Here is a 15,894-nt window from a genome sequence, read left to right as displayed (position 1 = left end):
GCACCGGGACATGCCGGACCGATCCTGCCCTATCGCCAGGAACCGGGTGATCACCGGCCGCGTCCGATCGGTACGCGGGAACGGACCGCACACTCCGCCCGGGGGACTCCTTCCCGCGAGAGGGGAGCACGGTGCCCGGCTTTCTGGAGACCCTTCCGCTTCACACGATCACCGCGGTGTACGGCGAGGCCGGCCTCCGCGACCGGTTCGCGCGCGAGATCCTGCGCTTCCCGGAACCGGATTGGCGGCGCCTCAGCACCGCCCTGGCCCTGGCCAGTGACCTGCACCGGCAGGACCGGCGGGTCAGCGAGCCCACGATCAACCACCTGCTCCGCGTGACGCTGCGCGTCATGTGCCACTACCGGGTGGACGACGTGGACGTGCTCGTCGCCGCGCTGCTGCACGACTCCGTCGAGGACCACCCCGCCGACCTGGCCGGGGACGGCCACGACGATCCCGCCGAAGCGGCCCTCGGCGTGCTGGAGGCCGAGTTCGGGCCGCGCGTCGCCGGCCTCGTCCGCGCGGTGACGAACCCCGTCTACGACCGCGGCCGCGACGTCCACGCCCAGTACCGCGCGCACGTCGCCGCGAACCTGGACCGTCACCCCGCCGCGCGGATCATCAAGGTCTCGGACTTCACCGACAACGGCGTCGGGCTGATGCACACCACCGGGCCGAAGGTCCGCAAGCTCGCCCGCAAGTACCGGCCGCTCGTGCCCGAGCTGAAAGAGCTGATCGCCCGCCCGGACACCCCGCTGGCCGACCCCGTCAAGCGGCACATCACCGGGCAGCTCGACCGCGCCGAGGAGCGCTTCGACGCGATCCTCCAGGGCCACACGCTCCAGTCCCGCGCCGCCTCCTAGCCCCCGGCGCGCTAGGCCTGGCCGGTCTCGAATCGGCTCACTTTGCCGTCGCTCACGTCGAAGTGCCATCGGGTGCGCATCTCGCCCCAGGTGTCGTTGCGGTAGCGGGCGACGAGCGAGCGCCCGCCGTCGTCCTCGGACTCCACCTCCATGTGGCCGTTGGCGCCGAAGATCTCGCTGTCGGCCCACTGGCCCAGGTCGCGCTCGTTCCCGTCGTCGCTCATCGTGGCGCCGTCGGCGAGCGCGGCGCGGAACGCCGCCACGTCGTTGGCGTTGATCGCGTTCACCAGCGCGCGGACGGCGGGCTCGCTCAGCTCGTCGGCAGGGATCACGGACCGCTCCTTCGCGGGAGGACGCCGGCACGCGCACGGACGTCGCGGCGTCACGGACAGTGACGATGATCTACCCCGCCGGCCGCGCCTCTACGCGAGTTCCGACTCGCACAAGGCCGTGATCACCGCCGAGCGCCCGACGGTCCGCGGGTCTCGGACGAGTTCCCAGGCGAGCGCCGTCCCGGCGCCGGGTTCGCGGAGGGCGGCGGGCAGCCAGGTCCCGCGATCCAGGCGTCCGCTCGCGACCAGCGCGAGGAGCGGTTCGGTGGCCGGGCGGCCGAGGGCGGTCTCGGCCGCGAGCCTGCGCAGCTCCGGTGGCGTGTCCGCGCCGAGGACGACGTCGCGCACCAGGTCGGCGACGGGACGGGGGAACCTGCGGAGCAGCCTCTCCAGGGCCACGGCGCGGATCCGTTCCGCGACCCTGGGAGCGAGGAGCAGGGTGCGTGCGGAGTCGTCCGACGCCTGCTCCAGCATTTCGGCGACCTGGCCTGCGGCGTGGTCCGCGAACTCGTCGGGGACGGTGCCGGGGGACCGTTCGGCGATCTCGGCCACCTTCAGCAGCAGGCGGAGCGAAGGGGGCGCCGACAGCATGGTCAGCGCTTGGAGCCGCGATTCCGGTGCCAGCTCCGGGATGAAGGCGAGCTTCAGCGCGATCTGTTCGAGGCGGCGCCGGGCCTTGGGTGCGGCCTCGAACGCCTCGGGGAGCGTCCAGACCCGGGTCTGCGGGTCGGTGGCTTCGTCCAGCGCCAGCCGGACGTGGACGCCGGCGCCGAGCCGCCTGACGGCGCCGTGCCGCAGCCACGCGTCGATCCCGGTGTCGGTGGCGAGCGCCTCCAGGACGGACGGCGGTACCCGCTCCACCCGGTCGTCCTTGAGGAGTCTTACCGCTGCCGCCGTACGCAGCGGCGGCGTGACGTTGTGGTCCGTTGCGATTGCGCACAACGCCGTCAGCGCCGTGCCGCGCGCGTCGAGCAGTTCGAGGGCGATCGCCCGCTGGGCCCGGGAGAGGCCGGTGCAGGTGACGAGCCGGGCGAGCAGCGCCGGTTCGACCGCCCGGGCGTCGCTCAACAGAGCCCGCGCCGCTTCCGCGCGGTGCCGGGCGTCCACCGTGCCGTCCAGTGCGATTCCGGCGAGTATCTCGGCGCCGTCGGGCTCTCCGCGCCAGAGCAGAGCGCGAGCCGCGGGGAGGCGGTGGTCGAGCCGGGGGGCGGCCGTCGCGACGTTCCGCAGGGCGGCGGTTTCGGCGAGGCCCAGTGCTCCCTGGGCCTGGACGCGCAGCGAGGGGTCCGTGTCGGCCGCGGCGTCCAGTAGACGGGCCAGGCCGTCCGGCGCGCCCGCGAGCAGATCGAGTGCCCGGCGCCGGTCGGTGTCCGGGACGTCGGGGTTCCAGGCGAGGTCGCACAGCACCTCCCGGACGGGCACGCCCTCACTGCCGAGCAGGGCCTCGGCCGCGGCGAGCCGGACGGGCACGGCGACCGACGCGTCGGTCAGCAGCCGCCGCGCCAGCCGGAGGGCGGCCGGGTGCGGCGGGGCGGACGCGAGCGCCTCCTGGACGAGGGCGGCCAGCCGCGCATGGACGTCCGCCGCCGGCGCCAGCGCGAGCAACGGCGGCAGGCACTCCACCTGCCCGGCGGCCACCCGCTCGGCCAGCACGCCGACCACACGATCCCAACGCTCCCGGGCGGCGCCGTCGGCGACGACGTGCGCGGCGGTCACCGGATCCGGATCGGGTCCGGACAGCAACCGGTCCACGACCTCCTCGGCGGACGGCCCGCGCCGGGCGAGGGTGAACAGCGCGAGACTCCGGCGGGACGGCTCCCGCATCTCGGCGCGCCACCGGTCCTCGTCGAACTCCCGGGACCCGGCGGCGAGGTACTCGGCGATGCCGCGATCCAGGAACACCGGCTCGCCTTCCGCCACGTCGAACAGCGATGCGCCGGTGAGCAGCGCGTGCAGCGTCGCCGTGGACGGTTCCGGTTCGTCCGGCGCCGTCTCGGCCGCCCACACGCGCGCCACGTCCATCACCCCGGCCCGGCTCTCGGAGACCTGGGCGGCGGCGAGCACGCCGACGAGATCTTCGGTCTGGCCGGTGAGCCATTCCGGGACGTCGACCTGCGAGGTCAGCTGCGGCGGCGCGGAGCGGCGGCCGGTGCGCAGCACCGACACCAACGTGCGGAACAGCGCGCTGCGGTCGAGCACCGCCCGCGGTTCCGATTCGATCTCGTAGAGCAGCGCCGCCACAACCGCCACCAGCGGAAGCACCTCCTGGCGCACCCGTTGGACGGCGTCGGCGAGACCCGCCGCGGCCCGTCCGGCGGCCTCCGGAATGTCGAGCCGCGCCGCGAACCAGGCGTCCGCGAAGCGCCGCAGTTCGGCAGGGCCGAACGGCCGCAGCCGCAGGGTCCGCACTTCGGGTGCGGCGAGGTCGACGGCGCGGCCGTCCGGCAGCGGGCGGCCGGTGACCATGATCCGGTGGACGCGGCCGCCCGCCCGCAGTACCCCCTCGATCCGCCCGGCCAGCAGCCGCCGGGCCGCGGCGCCGGCGACCTCGTCCACCCCGTCGATCATGACCAGCCAGGGGACGCCGCGCAGCGGGCGCCGGGCGAACAGCGCCCGCAGTTCCGCCAGGTCGCCGGGGGTGCCGTCGGGCGGCAGGTGCGCGAATGCCAGCGCCTCCGGAAGGTCGCGCGCGACGGGGTCGGCGGCGGCGGTGGCCGGCAGCACGACCGCGACGGCCCCGCCGAACGGCGCCTTGCGCCGTGCCCGCAGGCCGTGCCATCCGCGGCGGGCCTCCAGCCAGTGGGTCGCGGACTCGGCCGCCAGCATCGACACGGTTGCGGACTTGCCGCCGCCGGGACCCGCTACGAGGAAGAGATGCCGCTCGTGCTCCAGGGCGTCCCTGACGGTCGCCGTCCCAGACCCGACCCGCTGCTCGATGTGGATCTCGGGCAACGGCGGGACGTACGAGCCGAGCCGGTAACCGTGCAGGCCACCGCGCGTGCGCTGGGCGGTCAGCAGGTCGCGCAACGGCCCGGCCGGAACCAGCGGCCCAGGCCTCCCCGTCGGCATCCCGCCGTCCGCCGGCGGCCACGGGACCCGGCCGGCGGAACGCACCCTTGGACTCCCTCAGTGACCACACCTGTGTCTGCACGGTAAGCAGACCTTTGCGCGCCCGTACATGGCGTCCTGCACACAGCGGCCGAGCTAGCGGCGTCGAGCAGAGGCGGCGGCTCACATTTCGGGTGGGTGTTTCGTCAGGAAGGTGAGGGAGGATGGCGAGCGAGGGGACGGCGGCATGAGCACAGGGTCCGACACGGCCGGGGGCGCGGCGGGGCCGGTCGTAGGTGAGCGGGAGCGGCTGATCGGTCTCGCCTACCGGCTTCTCGGTTCCATGTCGGACGCGGAGGACGTCGTCCAGGAGACCTACGCCCGCTGGTACGCCATGTCCCCCGAGCAGCGGGACGCCATCGCCTCGCCCGGCGCCTGGATGACGAAGGTCGCCGGCCGGGTCTGCCTGGACCTGCTCGGCTCTGCGCGGGCGCGGCGGGAGCGCTACGTGGGCGAATGGCTTCCCGAGCCGCTGCCGGGGACCGCGGAGTGGGGCGACGGGCGGCCGGGCGGCACCGCCGCCGAGCCCGCCGACCCGGCCGACCGGGTCACGCTCGACGAGTCGGTCGGCATGGCGTTCCTCGTCGTGCTCGAGTCGATGACGCCGGCCGAGCGGGTCGCGTTCGTCCTGCACGACGTCTTCCGCTTCCCGTTCGCCGAGGTGGCCGAGATCGTCGGGCGCTCGCCGGTGGCGTGCCGGCAGCTGGCCTCGTCGGCCCGGCGCCGTGCCCGCGCGGGACGGGGGTCGGCGACGCCGGCGGCCCAGCGCGCCGGCGTCGTCCGCGAGTTCCGCAAGGCGTGGGAGGCCAAGGACGTCGGGGCGCTCATCGGGCTCCTCGACCCCGCGGCCGTCGCGGTCGGCGACGGCGGCGGCCGCGCCAGCGCCGTGCTCCGGCCGGTCGAGGGCGCCGGGGAGATCGCGCGCCTCCTGGTCGACCTCGCCGGACGGGCGCCGGGCGCGACGATCACGGAGCGCACCGTCAACGGGGAGCCCGGCCTGGTGGTCGGCGCGGACGGGGCGGGCCTCGCGGTGATCGCCTTCGAGGTCGCCGGCGACCGGATCACGCGCATCTGGGCGGTGCGCAACCCCGACAAGCTCCGGCTCTGGACGGCGGCCTGACGACCGCGCCTGACGACCGCGCGACCGCGCCTGACGACCGTGCGACCGCGCCTGACGACCGTGCGACCGCGCCGCCGGGCCCGGGTGAGGGGGCGGCCCGGCGGCGCGGTGACCGGTCAGTAGTTGGGGTTGTTGGTCGTCGGGATCTGGATGCTGATCGGGTAGTCGGCCCCCGACAGGATGAGCAGGACGCCCTGCCGGATGATCTCGTCGAACACCCAGTAGAACTCCCGCAGCTCCTTCGGCGCCTTGGTGATGTCGAGGACGCCCTCGCGGACGGCGACGAACGGCGGCCAGAGGTTCTCGAAGACCGGGTCCCAGACCGGCTCCTTCGGGATCTTCAGCCAGGTCGCGATCTCGTCGCCGAGCACGTAGCGGGTGAGCGCGCCGAGGATGTGCTTGGTGAGGATGCCGCCGTCGATGAACGCCGCGAGGTTGAGCAGGATGTCGGCGAGCTTGATGCCCTCGTCGGTGGGCGCCAGGATCGGGTCGAGGACCTGCGCGGCCTGGGCGTTGGCCTCGTCCCACGACTTGGGGATGTACTCGTCCTTGATGCCGAGCATGTGCGCGGCCAGCTGCCAGGAGTGCAGGAACGCCGCCGACTCGTCGTCCGGGATCTGCACCTTCCACTTGGTGAGCTGCTTCATGACCGTCGTGGGCAGGCTGTGCCAGGTGACCATCATGTCGGCCTGGCTGATCGGGATCTTCTCGTCGGCCACCTTGGTCCAGTACGGGGACTTGGGCAGCAGGTGCCGCACGCCCGCGTGGGCCAGCCGCGTCTTGACGCAGGTCACGATCATCTCGCCGTCGGGCTGGAAGGCCTTCTCGGTGCCGATGTCGTAGCCGAGCTTGGCGGTCTTGGTGATGCGGTCGCGCATGTCCGCGCCGCCCTTGGAGTAGTAGACGGCGCGCGCCTCGTGCGGGATGGCCGTGCTCATCATCCCGCTGGCGAAGCCGTAGGTGACGCCGAGGTACAGCCCGCGCTTCTGGTTGAACTCGAACGCCTTGGCGAGCTTGTCCTGGTCCGTCCACGCCGGCAGCTGCCGGGCACGTTCCACGAAGTCGCGCACGTCGGCGGGCAGCCCGGCCGGCAGCGCCTGGCCGTTCTTGGTCCAGGTCTTGAGCAGTTCGTTGACCTTCGGCACGTCGCCGCGGTCGATCAGTGAGGCGACCAGCGGGTCGGCCTCCGCGTCCCACACCCACTTGGGGTCGGCGCCCTCGCCGCGCCCGACGACCGAGCCCTGGGGCGACCACGTCCACAGGGTGTTCGCTCGCGCGGGGGTCGCGACGGTCAGCGCGCCGAGCGCGCCGAGCGTCCCGCCGGCCATCAGCACGCTGCGCCTGCTGGGTTTGTCGCTGCCGGATCTGTCCATGCCTTCGCTCCTCCTCGGGGCCGAGAGCACCTTCCTGACACGCGGTGACGCCTCGTCGCGGCCCGCCGTCGGCACGCGGGAAGCCGGTGGTCCGCCGCGCGGACGCACGAGGCGCGGCCCGGTCGGCCGTCGCGGCAAGGGACACACCCGGGTTTCCGGTGAGCCACCCGGAACACTAGACCGTTATTGGCGTTCCGCCAATAGTTGCTGACGACATGGTGAACTTCCGCGGTCGCCGCGCGGCGCCAACGGGGGTGGGAGCGCTCGTCAGGACGGGACGGTCAGCCGGCGGCGGCGAGCACGCGCAGCCCCTCGGGGGTCAGCTCCCCGCCGGGCCGGCGCTCGCGCCCCTCGGTGAGGAACCCCCGCCTGCGCGCGAGCCGGACCCAGTTCGCCGCCGCCCGCCAGGTGGACCCGCAGGATTCGGCGATCTGCTGGACGGGATTCGAGAACCGGTGGTCGACATTCCATATATAGAGCGCCGCCACCAGCGCGAAGAATTCGTCCGGACGACCCTTTCTCCCGGGCGTCGGATCCTGCTCGGCGATCGCGCGGATGCGGTCGGCGACGACGTCGGCGCGCTCGCCGGTTCCCGGCACGAGGTCGTCGCGCCCGTGCTGCGACGTCCTTCTCATCTTCTGCGTGAGCCTGCCGACCGGAATGGAGCGCAGCACCGACGAGGTGATGCCCTCGGCCGTCCGGAACGGGTCGGCGCCCGGCCGGGGCCGGATCGTCAGCTCGGTCGGCCCGCCGCGTCCCGACCTGGGCCAGCGCAGCGCCACCCGCCACTCCCCGACCTCGAAGGCGGTGGTCAGGTCGGCCGGACGGCCGTCGCCGGCGGACCTCGGTGCCGGGTCGTCCGGCCGCCCCTGCGCGGGGCGGCCGGGCGACTGATGCTCGCGCATGTCGGCTTCACTTTGCTGAGAGGGTCATGTGTTGTCGAGGCGACGTTAACGCAAGTTGATCAAGGGTCAAGGCGGCGCCGAGGGGTCGCGTTCCGTAACGGATCGGCCGCGCTATTGGAGGACCGGGTAATGGCAGCTAGCGGCATTATCCGAACGGGATTACGGCGTCCAAGGTAAAGGTTCCTTTACCTTTGGTTCGAACCCCTCCTCCGCGGCCGGACGGGGCTCAGCGGCCGCCGCCGTGGGAGCAGCGCCCCGAGCCGCCGCACGTCCCGCAGGTGCGGCCGCCGGGGAGCGTGCCGCTCCCCCCGCAGGTCGGGCATCCCGGGCAATCGCACGCCGAGGCGGTGCAGCCGACGATGACGGGAGCGGCGCTGATCGCGATGTCGTCCATGGTGCTGTGGCCTCCTGCGGCGCATGTGCGGTGAACGGGGCGGCGGGGTCTGCCGGCGGCGCGGCCGCCCGCCGGTCGGCGGCGGCAGGCGGCCCCGCGGGGCAGGGCGGTACGCCCTCCCGACGCCATGACGCTCCGTCGATGACGCGCGACTGTCCGTTTATCACCGGGCCGTCACAGAACCTGCCCTCGCGGAAAGCGCCAAGCTGCGGCGGAGGTGGTTGACAAAGGCGGTCGGCGCCCTCGTCCGGTGCCCTGTGGAAGCATGGGCGGGTGGCCGCGGAGGGGACGACCGAGCGGGTGCTGCGGCTGCTGGCGCTGCTGCAGCGCCGGCCGTCCTGGACGGCCGGCGAGCTCGCCGCCGAACTCGGCGTCACGGACCGGTCGGTGCGCCGCGACGTGGAGCGGTTGCGGACGCTCGGCTACCCGGTGCACGCGGCGGCGGGCGTCGGCGGCGGTTACCGGCTCGGTGCGGGCACCCGGCTGCCGCCGCTGCTGCTGGACGACGAGGAGGCGATCGCCACCGCGGTCTCCCTGCGCCTTGCGGCGGGGGAGACGGTCGCGGGCGCGGGCGAGGCGGCGCTGCGGGCGCTGGCCAAGCTCGACCAGGTGATGCCGCCGCGGCTGCGCGCCGAGGTCCGGGCGGTGCACGGCGCCACCGAGACGCTCGTCGGCCCCGGCGTCCAGATCGACGCGGAGCTGCTGGTCACGCTCGCGCGGGCCTGCCGCGACGCCGTCCGGGTGCGGTTCCGCTACGCCCGCCGCGACGGCGCCGAACGCGAGCGGACGGTCGAGCCCGTGCGGATGGTCGCCACCGGCCGCCGCTGGTACCTGATGGCCCGCGACGTCGACCGCAGCGACTGGCGCACCTTCCGGCTGGACCGGATGCGCGACGTGACGGCGACGACCTGGCACTTCCCTCCGGGCGAGCACCCGGACCCGGTCGCCTACGTGCAGCGGGCGGTGGCCGAGGCGCCGTACCGGTATCTCGCGCGGGTGCGGCTGCACGCCCCGTCCGACCGGGTGCGGGAGCTGGTCCCGCCCCAGGTGGGACGCGTCGAGGACGATCGCGACGGGTGGTGCGTGCTCGCCGTCGCCGCCGACGACCTGGAATGGATCGCCGTCCACGTGTCGCGGCTCGGCTTCGAGACGCAGGTGCTGGAGCCGCCGGAGCTGCGCGACGCGGCCGCCCGCCTCGCCCGCCGCCTCGCGGCGATGGCCGAGGTCACCCCCGGCCGGTCCGGTACAGGTGCAGCAGACCGCGGGTGACGGCGCCCGGCGCCGGTCGAGCAGCAGATGGTCGTCCCACCACAGCGACGGGCTCACCGCCAGGAACCTGCGGAACCCCTCCGGCCGGCACACCAATGCCCAGCAGGTGAACAGCCCGCTCAGGGAGAACCCCGCGAGCCCGCGGTCGGACGGGTCGAGTCCGTGCGCCGCCTCAACGTGCGGTGCGATCACGTCGCGGATCAGGTCGAGCATCGCGCCGGCGCCGCCGGTCCCGAAGGGCGTTTCGCCGAGGTGGTAGCCGGGTGCCGCGCTGGTGGGCGTCAGGTCGCGCGGGCGCCGGGTGGCAAGAAGACCGCGGTCGCCGGCCGGGGGAACGACCACCGTGACGTCCCACCGGTCGGTGGGCTCGTCCACGGTGACCAGCGTGTATCGCACCGCGCCCGGCAGCTCCACAGGCGCGGCCGACCACCGCACACCCACGCGGCCACCTCCAGCCAGGGAGCCGTCGACGATATGGCCGTGAAGAGGACCCTGCCAAGGGATAGTGAAGAGCGAGGACGGCGCCCGGACGCCAGGCGATCTCGCAGGAGGACACATGGCAGCGACACGAGTGCTGGTGATCGGTGTCGATCCCGCCAAGCTCGAAGGCTGGGACCCGGAGCCGGTCCAGGCGGCGCTGGCGCGCGGCCGGGCCCGTTTCGAGGAGCGGGGCATCGAGGCCGACTGGTGCCTGGTGGACCTCGACGACGACCCCGAAGGCGCGATCACGGACGCGCTGACCCGCGCCGAGCACGCCTGCGTGGTGATCGGCGGCGGCATCCGCACCCACGAGCCCCTGCTCGACCTGTTCGAGAGGGTCGTCAATCTCGTCCGGCGGCACGCGCCCGGCGCGGCCATCGCCTTCAACACCACCCCCGAAGACTGCGCCGACGCGGCCCAACGCTGGCTCCCCTGACCCCGCCCGCCCGAGCGCGGGATCAAAGGCCGGCGCCGGACGGCCTCGACCCTGTGCCCGCGAACCGGCCCCGCCGAGGGGGCCGGGTTCGGGGAGGGGGTCACGCGCCGGCGGCGAGCTTGAGGGTGAGGACGCCGGCGATGATGGCGGCGAAGGACAGGAGCTTCGGCAGGGTGATCTTCTCCTGGTAGATGAGGGCGCCGAACAGGACGGTGCCGATGGAGCCGATGCCGGTCCAGACGGTGTAGCCGACGCCGACGTCGAGGCTGCGCAGGGCCAGGCTGAGGGTGAAGATGCCGCCGGCGGCGGCGAGCAGGGTCAGCACGGACGGCCACAGGCGGGTGAAGCCGCGGGTGGCGTTGGTGCCGAGCGCGAAGGCGATCTCGAAGACGACGGCGAGCGCGAGGTAGGCCCAGGCCATGGCGGTGTACTCCTTGCGTGAGGGGTGGTCGGGGACGGGTCAGGCGGTGGCGGCGGGGTCGCCGTCGCGGGCGAGCGGGGCGGCGGGGTCGCCGTCGCGGGCGAGCCGGTCGGCGAGCTTGAGGCCGAGGACGCCGCCGATGATCAGGACGAAGGCCAGCGCCTTCCAGACGGTCATGGCCTCGTCGAAGATGACGGTGCCGAGCACGACGGTGCCGACGGAGCCGATGCCGGTCCAGACGGTGTAGCCGACGCCGACGTCCAGGGTCTTGAGCGCCTGGCCGAGGAAGTAGATCCCGCCGGCGGCCGCGGCGGCGGTGAGCAGCGACGGGCCGAGCTCCGTGAAGCCGTGCGTGGCGTTGGTGGCCAGCGCGAAGACGACCTCGAAGACCGAGGCGACGAGCAGGTAGATCCAGGCCATGAGAGGAACCCTCCGATTTATTTGCATGTATATGCAAGTTCTGGCTGGGCAAGAGTATGTATGTACAAGTAAGCTTGCGTCAACCCCGGATCGCGGCGGGCGAGCGATGCCGCCACGATCCCTTGCGCGGAAAGGTGCGTCCCATGCCCGCCATGTCCCAGCCCTCTACGACCGATCTCGGAGCCTCGCCGGACGCGCGGATGTGGGGGCGGGTGCTGGCCCTGCACGCCCGGGTCGAGCAGCGGCTGGGCGCCGCGCTGCAACGCCGGCACGGCCTCGGCCTGTCGGAGTACCGCGCGCTGGCGCTGCTGGCGCAGGCACCCGACGGCGAGCTGCGCATGCAGGAGCTGGCCGGCGGGCTCGGGCTGAACCAGAGCTCGGTGACGCGGCTGGTCGGCCGGCTCGACAGCGCCGGGTTCGGCTACCGCGACCTGTGCCCCGACGACAAGCGCGGCGTGTACACCGTCATCACCGAGGCCGGACGCGCCCGCTACGAGCAGGCGCGCCCCACCTACGAGGAGACCCTCACCGAGGCGCTGGACGAGGACGCCGGCCTCGCCGCCGTCCTGCGCGGCATCACACGGGAGTGATGGGGAGCGAGCGGCGGGGCTGGAAGGCGAAGGCGGAGCCGGTGCTGAAGCGGACGACGGCGACCTCGTCGGGCTCGGGCATCGGCTCGTCGCGGCGGACGACGGTCAGCCGCCATCCGTCGCCGAGGCCGGTGACCTCGACGTCGAGGCACGGGTCCGCGGCGCGGACGACGGCCTGGAGCGGGGTCGTCCAGTCGGGGCCGCACAGGGAGATCCAGGCGCCGTCCTCGTGCGCGGCCGACGGGCGGACGGTCACGGTCGCGCCGTCAACGGAGGCGTCGACGTAGGCCGACGGGTTGAGGAGCGGGTGGACCGCCAGGAGGCGGGCCGCGCCCTCCGCGTCGCCCGGCAGGCCCAGGGCGCGGGCGAGCCGTTCGGCGGCGATGCCGGCGATGCCCACGAGCTGCTTGCGGCGGATCCGGAGCAGCGCGCCGGCGTCGGCGGCCCGCTCGGCGACGGCGAGCGCGAAGGCGTGGTCGAGCAGGTGCATCTGCAGGCACACCTCGTCGGCGATCCGGGCCAGCGCGGAGCGGGAGAACGCGGCGAAGTCCAGGTCGGACAGCAGCGGGCCGGAGTAGTCGGCGAGGCCCTCGTCGGACGGGTCGATCGGCGCGAGGCCGAGGGTCGCGGCGCGGGAGCGCTCGTTGACGGCGAGCAGCGGGGTGCCCTGCGCGTCCGGGTGGGAGTCGTCGATGGTGACCGTCCACGCGCAGTGCGGGTGCCGGTCGGCCGGCCGCCGCGGCGGGCGGTGGAGCGGGCGGACCTGCGCCTTCGGGTTGGTCGCGATCGCGGTCGCGTCGAAGGTCGGGTCCTCGATGTCGTGGCACATGGAGCGGACGTACTCCTCGCCCATCGGCTCGACGTCCATGAGCGCGCCGCAGTGGTCGAGGTGGAACTCGCCGTGCCACCGGTCGTGGACGGTGTAGCGGAAGTCCATGAACTGGGGCGGGGCACCGATGTCGAGCTGGAGGCCCTTGAAGATCGTGGGGATGTCGCCCTTGCCCGGGACCTCGGGGGCGTAGCCGAGCGCCCGCTGCATCCGCCGGGTGTAGATCGGGCTGGACGCCGCCCACTCGTCGATCGCGATCCGCGCCATCTCCTCGCGGCCGAACGCGGAGATGCACCACGCCATTCCGGAGCGGTCGATGAGCTGCCCGATGAGGAGCAACTCGGGGACGATGATCGCGAGTTCCTCCCGGGACAGCCCGGCGTAGCGGCTCGGCGGTATCGCTGACGGGTGGCTCATCTACCGGTCTCCTTGGTGCGCCGTCATGAACGGCGAAAGTGAAATGGGTTCTCGCGGGCGGCGTCAGGGCGCGGTGAGGCCGAGCCGGCCGGCGGTCCTGTCCAGGTACTTCAGCACCGTGCCCTCGTCGGCGTCCGGTACGCCCCAGATCAGTTCGGAGGCGCCGGCGGCGGACCACTCCTCGAGGTCGTCGGGGGTGGGCTTCTTGGCGACGAGGATCCGCACGTCGGGCTCGCCCGCGCGGCCGGCGTCGGCCCACTCCTTGCGCAGCAGCGCGGCCTTCGCGCCGATGCCGGTCTCGATCGGCGTGGTCATCCAGCCGTCGGCGTGGCGGGCGATCCAGGCCATGGTCTTCGGGCCGCCGCCCGCGCCGACGATCACCGGGATCCGTCCCTGCGGCGGCTTGGGGTAGGCCCAGCTCGGCCCGAACGACACGAACTCGCCGTCGTAGGACGCCTCCTCCTGCGTCCACAGGGCCCGCATCGCCTCCAGGTACTCCTTGAGGACGGTGCGGCGCCTGGCGGCGGGGACGTGGTGGTCGGCCAGCTCGTCGGTGTTCCAGCCGAAGCCGGCGCCGATCGTCAGCCGGCCGCCGGACAGGTGGTCGAGGGTCGCGAGCGTCTTGGCGAGCGTGATCGGGTCGGACTCGACCGGCAGCGCGACCGCGGTCGCCAGGCCGATCCGCCGCGTCACCGCGGCGGCGGTCGCCAGCGACACCCACGGGTCGAGGGTGCGCGTGTAGCGGTCGTCGGGCAGGTCCTCGCCGCCGGTCGGGTGCAGCGCGTCGCGGCGCACCGGGATGTGGGTGTGCTCGGGGACGTAGAAGGTGTCGAAGCCGCGCTCCTCGGCGGCCTTCGCGAGGGCCGCCGGGGTGATGCCGCGGTCGGAGGTGAAGAGCACGATTCCGTTGCGCATGGCGTCATGCTAGAACGTGTTCTAGCGATTCTGGAATAGTGACTGGACACATGTCCGCCGAACGGGAGGGGAATCTCGATGGCGGGGCGCCTCCCGGCGGAGAACCAAGAACTCGATCTGGATGCGGCTATTGCCCGGACGCTCGCCCGCGGTTACGGTGGACACATGTCCAGTCAGGTGACCAGTCCCGCGCTGCGGCAGGGTCTCAACGCGCGGCAGGCCGAGACGGTGGAGAACCTCATGGCCGCCGGGCTCGCCGAGCTGCGCGCCGTCGGGCACGAGGCGCTGACGATCCGGACCGTGGCCCAGCGCGCGGGCGTCTCGCCGGCGACCGCCTACACCTACCTCTCGTCCAAGAACCACCTCTTCGCCGAGCTGTTCTGGCGGCACCTCAACGAGGACGGCGGCGGCGCGCCCGCGGGGACCGGCGCGACCGGTCGCCTGCAGGCGACCGTCCGGGCGCTGACGGCCCGGATCGTCGCCGAACCGGAGCTGGCGGCGGCGGTGACCCCGGCGCTGCTCGGCGGCGACCCCGACGTCGCGCGGCTGCGGCTGCGCATCGGCGGGGAGTTCTACGCGCGCTTCGAGGCCGCCCTCGCCGGGCCCCGGACCTCCGGGACGCCCGCCGACCCGGCCGTGCTGGAGGTGCTCGTGCTCACCTTCACCGGCGCGCTGCTCCAGGCGGGCATGGGCCTGCTGACCTATGACCAGATCGCCGACCGGCTCGTCTCCGCCGTGGAAGTGATCATGAGAGGCAACGAATGAGCGCTCCGCGCGACACGGCGGCTCCCGCCGACCTGGTCTTCGACCCCTACGACTACGACTTCCACGAGGACCCGTACCCGCTCTACCGGCGGCTGCGCGAGGAGGCGCCGGTCTTCCACGCCGAGCGGGACGACCTGTGGGTGGTCTCGCGGCACGCCGACGTGTTCGAGGTGCTCCGCGACGACGCGCGGTTCTCCAACCGGATGGGCGTCTCCCTCGACGCGAGCGCGTGGAGCCCCGACGCGCACCGGGTGATGAGCTTCCTCGCCCTCGACGGGCAGCGGCAGACCCGGCTGCGCCGGCTGGTGTCGGCCGCGTTCACGCCGCGCCGGGTCAAGGAGCTCCAGCCGCAGATCCAGCGGCTCACCGAGCAGTACCTGGAGCGGGCCTTCGCGGCCAACGCCGAGCGCGGCGAGGCCGACTGGATCACCGACTTCGCCGGCAAGCTCCCCATGGACGTCATCTCGGAGATGATGGGGGTGCCGCGCGCCGACCGGGACGAGGTCCGCCGCCTGGCCGACCTGGTCGTGCACCGCGAGGACGGCGTCCGCGACGTCCCCCCGGCCGGCATGGAGGCGGCCGGGGAGCTGCTCACCTACTACGCGGCGATGGTGAAGGAGCGCCGGGCCGCGAGCGAGCCGGCCGGGGACCTCACCGCCGCGCTCACCGTCGCCGAGATCGACGGCGACCGGCTCACCGACGGCGAGATCATCGCGTTCCTGTTCCTCATGGTGGTCGCCGGCAACGAGACGACCACCAAGCTGCTCGGCAACGCGCTGTTCCACCTGTCGGCGCACCCCGCGCAGAAGGCCGAGGTGCTCGCCGCGGCCGACGACCCGGCGCCGCTGGTGACGGTGTGGATCGAGGAGACGCTGCGGCACGACACCTCCAGCCAGATGCTCGCCCGCTACGTCGTCGACGACGTGGAGATGCACGGCGTGACGATCCCCGCCGGGTCCAAGGCGCTGATCCTGCTCGGCTCGGCCAACCGCGACGACCGGGTCTTCGCCGACCCGACCGTGTACGACATCCACCGGCCCAAGGACGAGCTCGGCCAGATCCTCAGCTTCGGCTCCGGCAAGCACTTCTGCCTCGGCGCCAACCTCGCCCGGCTGGAGGCCCGCGTCGTGCTGAACGAGCTGGTCCGGCGGGTGGAGGACTTCCACGTGCACGCCGACCGCGCCGTCCGCGTGCACTCCACCAGCGTGCGCGGCTTCGCGCGGCTCCCCGTGAGCTTCACCGAGCGGAAGGGCTGAC

The 15,894-nt window shown here is 73.5% G+C and carries 16 protein-coding genes; 7 read left to right on the top strand and 9 right to left on the bottom strand.

Annotation, left to right across the window (positions count from 1 at the left end; all coding sequences use genetic code 11):
* The first annotated feature begins 131 nt into the window (after positions 1 to 131).
* Entirely contained in the window at positions 132 to 863 is a 732-nt protein-coding gene (locus tag QP089_RS12660; RefSeq protein ID WP_285911735.1) for an HD domain-containing protein, read from the top strand.
* Between the two features lie 11 nt (positions 864 to 874).
* On the opposite strand, the gene QP089_RS12655 is transcribed toward QP089_RS12660, so the two are convergent.
* Complete coding sequence (locus QP089_RS12655) at positions 875 to 1,195, bottom strand: nuclear transport factor 2 family protein (protein WP_285911734.1); 321 nt, start codon at positions 1,193 to 1,195, stop codon at positions 875 to 877.
* Between the two features lie 90 nt (positions 1,196 to 1,285).
* Positions 1,286 to 4,309 carry a hypothetical protein gene (locus tag QP089_RS12650; RefSeq protein WP_285911733.1) on the bottom strand — a complete coding sequence of 1,008 codons (3,024 nt, stop codon included), beginning with the start codon at positions 4,307 to 4,309 and terminating at the stop codon, positions 1,286 to 1,288.
* A 181-nt stretch (positions 4,310 to 4,490) separates the two neighbouring features.
* Between QP089_RS12650 and sigJ the strand changes: the two genes are divergently transcribed.
* The gene (gene sigJ / locus QP089_RS12645; protein ID WP_285911732.1) at positions 4,491 to 5,423 is read left to right on the top strand and encodes an RNA polymerase sigma factor SigJ; all 933 of its coding nucleotides are present in this window, start codon (positions 4,491 to 4,493) and stop codon (positions 5,421 to 5,423) included.
* A 116-nt stretch (positions 5,424 to 5,539) separates the two neighbouring features.
* Here sigJ and QP089_RS12640 read toward each other — a convergent pair whose 3' ends face one another.
* From QP089_RS12640 to QP089_RS12630, 3 genes are all read right to left on the bottom strand, one after another.
* The gene (locus tag QP089_RS12640; protein WP_285911731.1) at positions 5,540 to 6,796 is read right to left on the bottom strand and encodes an oxygenase MpaB family protein; all 1,257 of its coding nucleotides are present in this window, start codon (positions 6,794 to 6,796) and stop codon (positions 5,540 to 5,542) included.
* Between the two features lie 281 nt (positions 6,797 to 7,077).
* Positions 7,078 to 7,701 carry a hypothetical protein gene (locus QP089_RS12635; protein WP_285911730.1) on the bottom strand — a complete coding sequence of 208 codons (624 nt, stop codon included), beginning with the start codon at positions 7,699 to 7,701 and terminating at the stop codon, positions 7,078 to 7,080.
* A gap of 226 nt (positions 7,702 to 7,927) precedes the next feature.
* Positions 7,928 to 8,095 (bottom strand): hypothetical protein, encoded by a 168-nt coding sequence (locus QP089_RS12630; RefSeq protein ID WP_285911729.1) that lies wholly within the window; start codon positions 8,093 to 8,095, stop codon positions 7,928 to 7,930.
* Positions 8,096 to 8,368: 273 nt separating this feature from the next.
* Here QP089_RS12630 and QP089_RS12625 point away from each other — a divergent pair, with 273 nt between their 5' ends.
* Together QP089_RS12625 and QP089_RS12620 are read left to right on the top strand one after the other, a co-directional pair.
* A complete protein-coding gene (locus tag QP089_RS12625) occupies positions 8,369 to 9,364 on the top strand; it encodes a helix-turn-helix transcriptional regulator (protein WP_285911728.1) in 996 nt (331 codons plus the stop codon).
* Positions 9,365 to 9,920: 556 nt separating this feature from the next.
* Positions 9,921 to 10,280, top strand: a complete 360-nt coding sequence (locus tag QP089_RS12620) for a hypothetical protein (RefSeq protein ID WP_285911727.1) — start codon at positions 9,921 to 9,923, stop codon at positions 10,278 to 10,280.
* A 100-nt stretch (positions 10,281 to 10,380) separates the two neighbouring features.
* Here QP089_RS12620 and QP089_RS12615 read toward each other — a convergent pair whose 3' ends face one another.
* Entirely contained in the window at positions 10,381 to 10,701 is a 321-nt protein-coding gene (locus QP089_RS12615; RefSeq protein WP_285911726.1) for a DMT family transporter, read from the bottom strand.
* A gap of 39 nt (positions 10,702 to 10,740) precedes the next feature.
* On the bottom strand, positions 10,741 to 11,121 hold the full coding sequence (locus QP089_RS12610) for a DMT family transporter (RefSeq protein WP_285911725.1): 381 nt from the start codon (positions 11,119 to 11,121) through the stop codon (positions 10,741 to 10,743).
* 143 nt (positions 11,122 to 11,264) lie between these two features.
* On the opposite strand from QP089_RS12610, the gene QP089_RS12605 reads away from it, so the two are divergent.
* A complete protein-coding gene (locus QP089_RS12605) occupies positions 11,265 to 11,711 on the top strand; it encodes a MarR family winged helix-turn-helix transcriptional regulator (RefSeq protein WP_285911724.1) in 447 nt (148 codons plus the stop codon).
* Here QP089_RS12605 and QP089_RS12600 read toward each other — a convergent pair.
* Together QP089_RS12600 and QP089_RS12595 are read right to left on the bottom strand one after the other, a co-directional pair.
* Positions 11,698 to 12,957 carry a hypothetical protein gene (locus tag QP089_RS12600; RefSeq protein ID WP_285911723.1) on the bottom strand — a complete coding sequence of 420 codons (1,260 nt, stop codon included), beginning with the start codon at positions 12,955 to 12,957 and terminating at the stop codon, positions 11,698 to 11,700. The genes QP089_RS12605 and QP089_RS12600 overlap by 14 nt on opposite strands.
* Positions 12,958 to 13,020: 63 nt before the next feature.
* Positions 13,021 to 13,872: an LLM class F420-dependent oxidoreductase gene (locus QP089_RS12595; RefSeq protein ID WP_285911722.1), complete on the bottom strand. Its 852-nt coding sequence runs from the start codon at positions 13,870 to 13,872 to the stop codon at positions 13,021 to 13,023.
* Between the two features lie 165 nt (positions 13,873 to 14,037).
* Between QP089_RS12595 and QP089_RS12590 the strand changes: the two genes are divergently transcribed.
* Positions 14,038 to 14,637 carry a TetR/AcrR family transcriptional regulator gene (locus QP089_RS12590; RefSeq protein WP_285911721.1) on the top strand — a complete coding sequence of 200 codons (600 nt, stop codon included), beginning with the start codon at positions 14,038 to 14,040 and terminating at the stop codon, positions 14,635 to 14,637.
* Entirely contained in the window at positions 14,634 to 15,893 is a 1,260-nt protein-coding gene (locus tag QP089_RS12585) for a cytochrome P450 (RefSeq protein WP_285911720.1), read from the top strand. The genes QP089_RS12590 and QP089_RS12585 overlap by 4 nt, the downstream gene beginning before the upstream one ends.
* Position 15,894 lies beyond the last annotated feature (1 nt).

It is taken from the genome of Actinomadura opuntiae, assembly GCF_030283205.1.
Taxonomy (GTDB): domain Bacteria; phylum Actinomycetota; class Actinomycetes; order Streptosporangiales; family Streptosporangiaceae; genus Spirillospora.
This window is presented reverse-complemented; position numbering and strand designations above follow the sequence as displayed.

Coding starts and splice junctions, on each gene's coding strand:
- QP089_RS12595 (WP_285911722.1), bottom strand. CDS start 13,872: ATGCGCAACGGAATCGTGCTCTTCACCTCCGACCGCGGCATCACCCCG.
- QP089_RS12640 (WP_285911731.1), bottom strand. CDS start 6,796: ATGGACAGATCCGGCAGCGACAAACCCAGCAGGCGCAGCGTGCTGATG.
- QP089_RS12585 (WP_285911720.1), top strand. CDS start 14,634: ATGAGCGCTCCGCGCGACACGGCGGCTCCCGCCGACCTGGTCTTCGAC.
- sigJ (WP_285911732.1), top strand. CDS start 4,491: ATGAGCACAGGGTCCGACACGGCCGGGGGCGCGGCGGGGCCGGTCGTA.
- QP089_RS12600 (WP_285911723.1), bottom strand. CDS start 12,957: ATGAGCCACCCGTCAGCGATACCGCCGAGCCGCTACGCCGGGCTGTCC.
- QP089_RS12620 (WP_285911727.1), top strand. CDS start 9,921: ATGGCAGCGACACGAGTGCTGGTGATCGGTGTCGATCCCGCCAAGCTC.
- QP089_RS12605 (WP_285911724.1), top strand. CDS start 11,265: ATGCCCGCCATGTCCCAGCCCTCTACGACCGATCTCGGAGCCTCGCCG.
- QP089_RS12590 (WP_285911721.1), top strand. CDS start 14,038: ATGTCCAGTCAGGTGACCAGTCCCGCGCTGCGGCAGGGTCTCAACGCG.
- QP089_RS12615 (WP_285911726.1), bottom strand. CDS start 10,701: ATGGCCTGGGCCTACCTCGCGCTCGCCGTCGTCTTCGAGATCGCCTTC.
- QP089_RS12635 (WP_285911730.1), bottom strand. CDS start 7,701: ATGCGCGAGCATCAGTCGCCCGGCCGCCCCGCGCAGGGGCGGCCGGAC.
- QP089_RS12630 (WP_285911729.1), bottom strand. CDS start 8,095: ATGGACGACATCGCGATCAGCGCCGCTCCCGTCATCGTCGGCTGCACC.
- QP089_RS12610 (WP_285911725.1), bottom strand. CDS start 11,121: ATGGCCTGGATCTACCTGCTCGTCGCCTCGGTCTTCGAGGTCGTCTTC.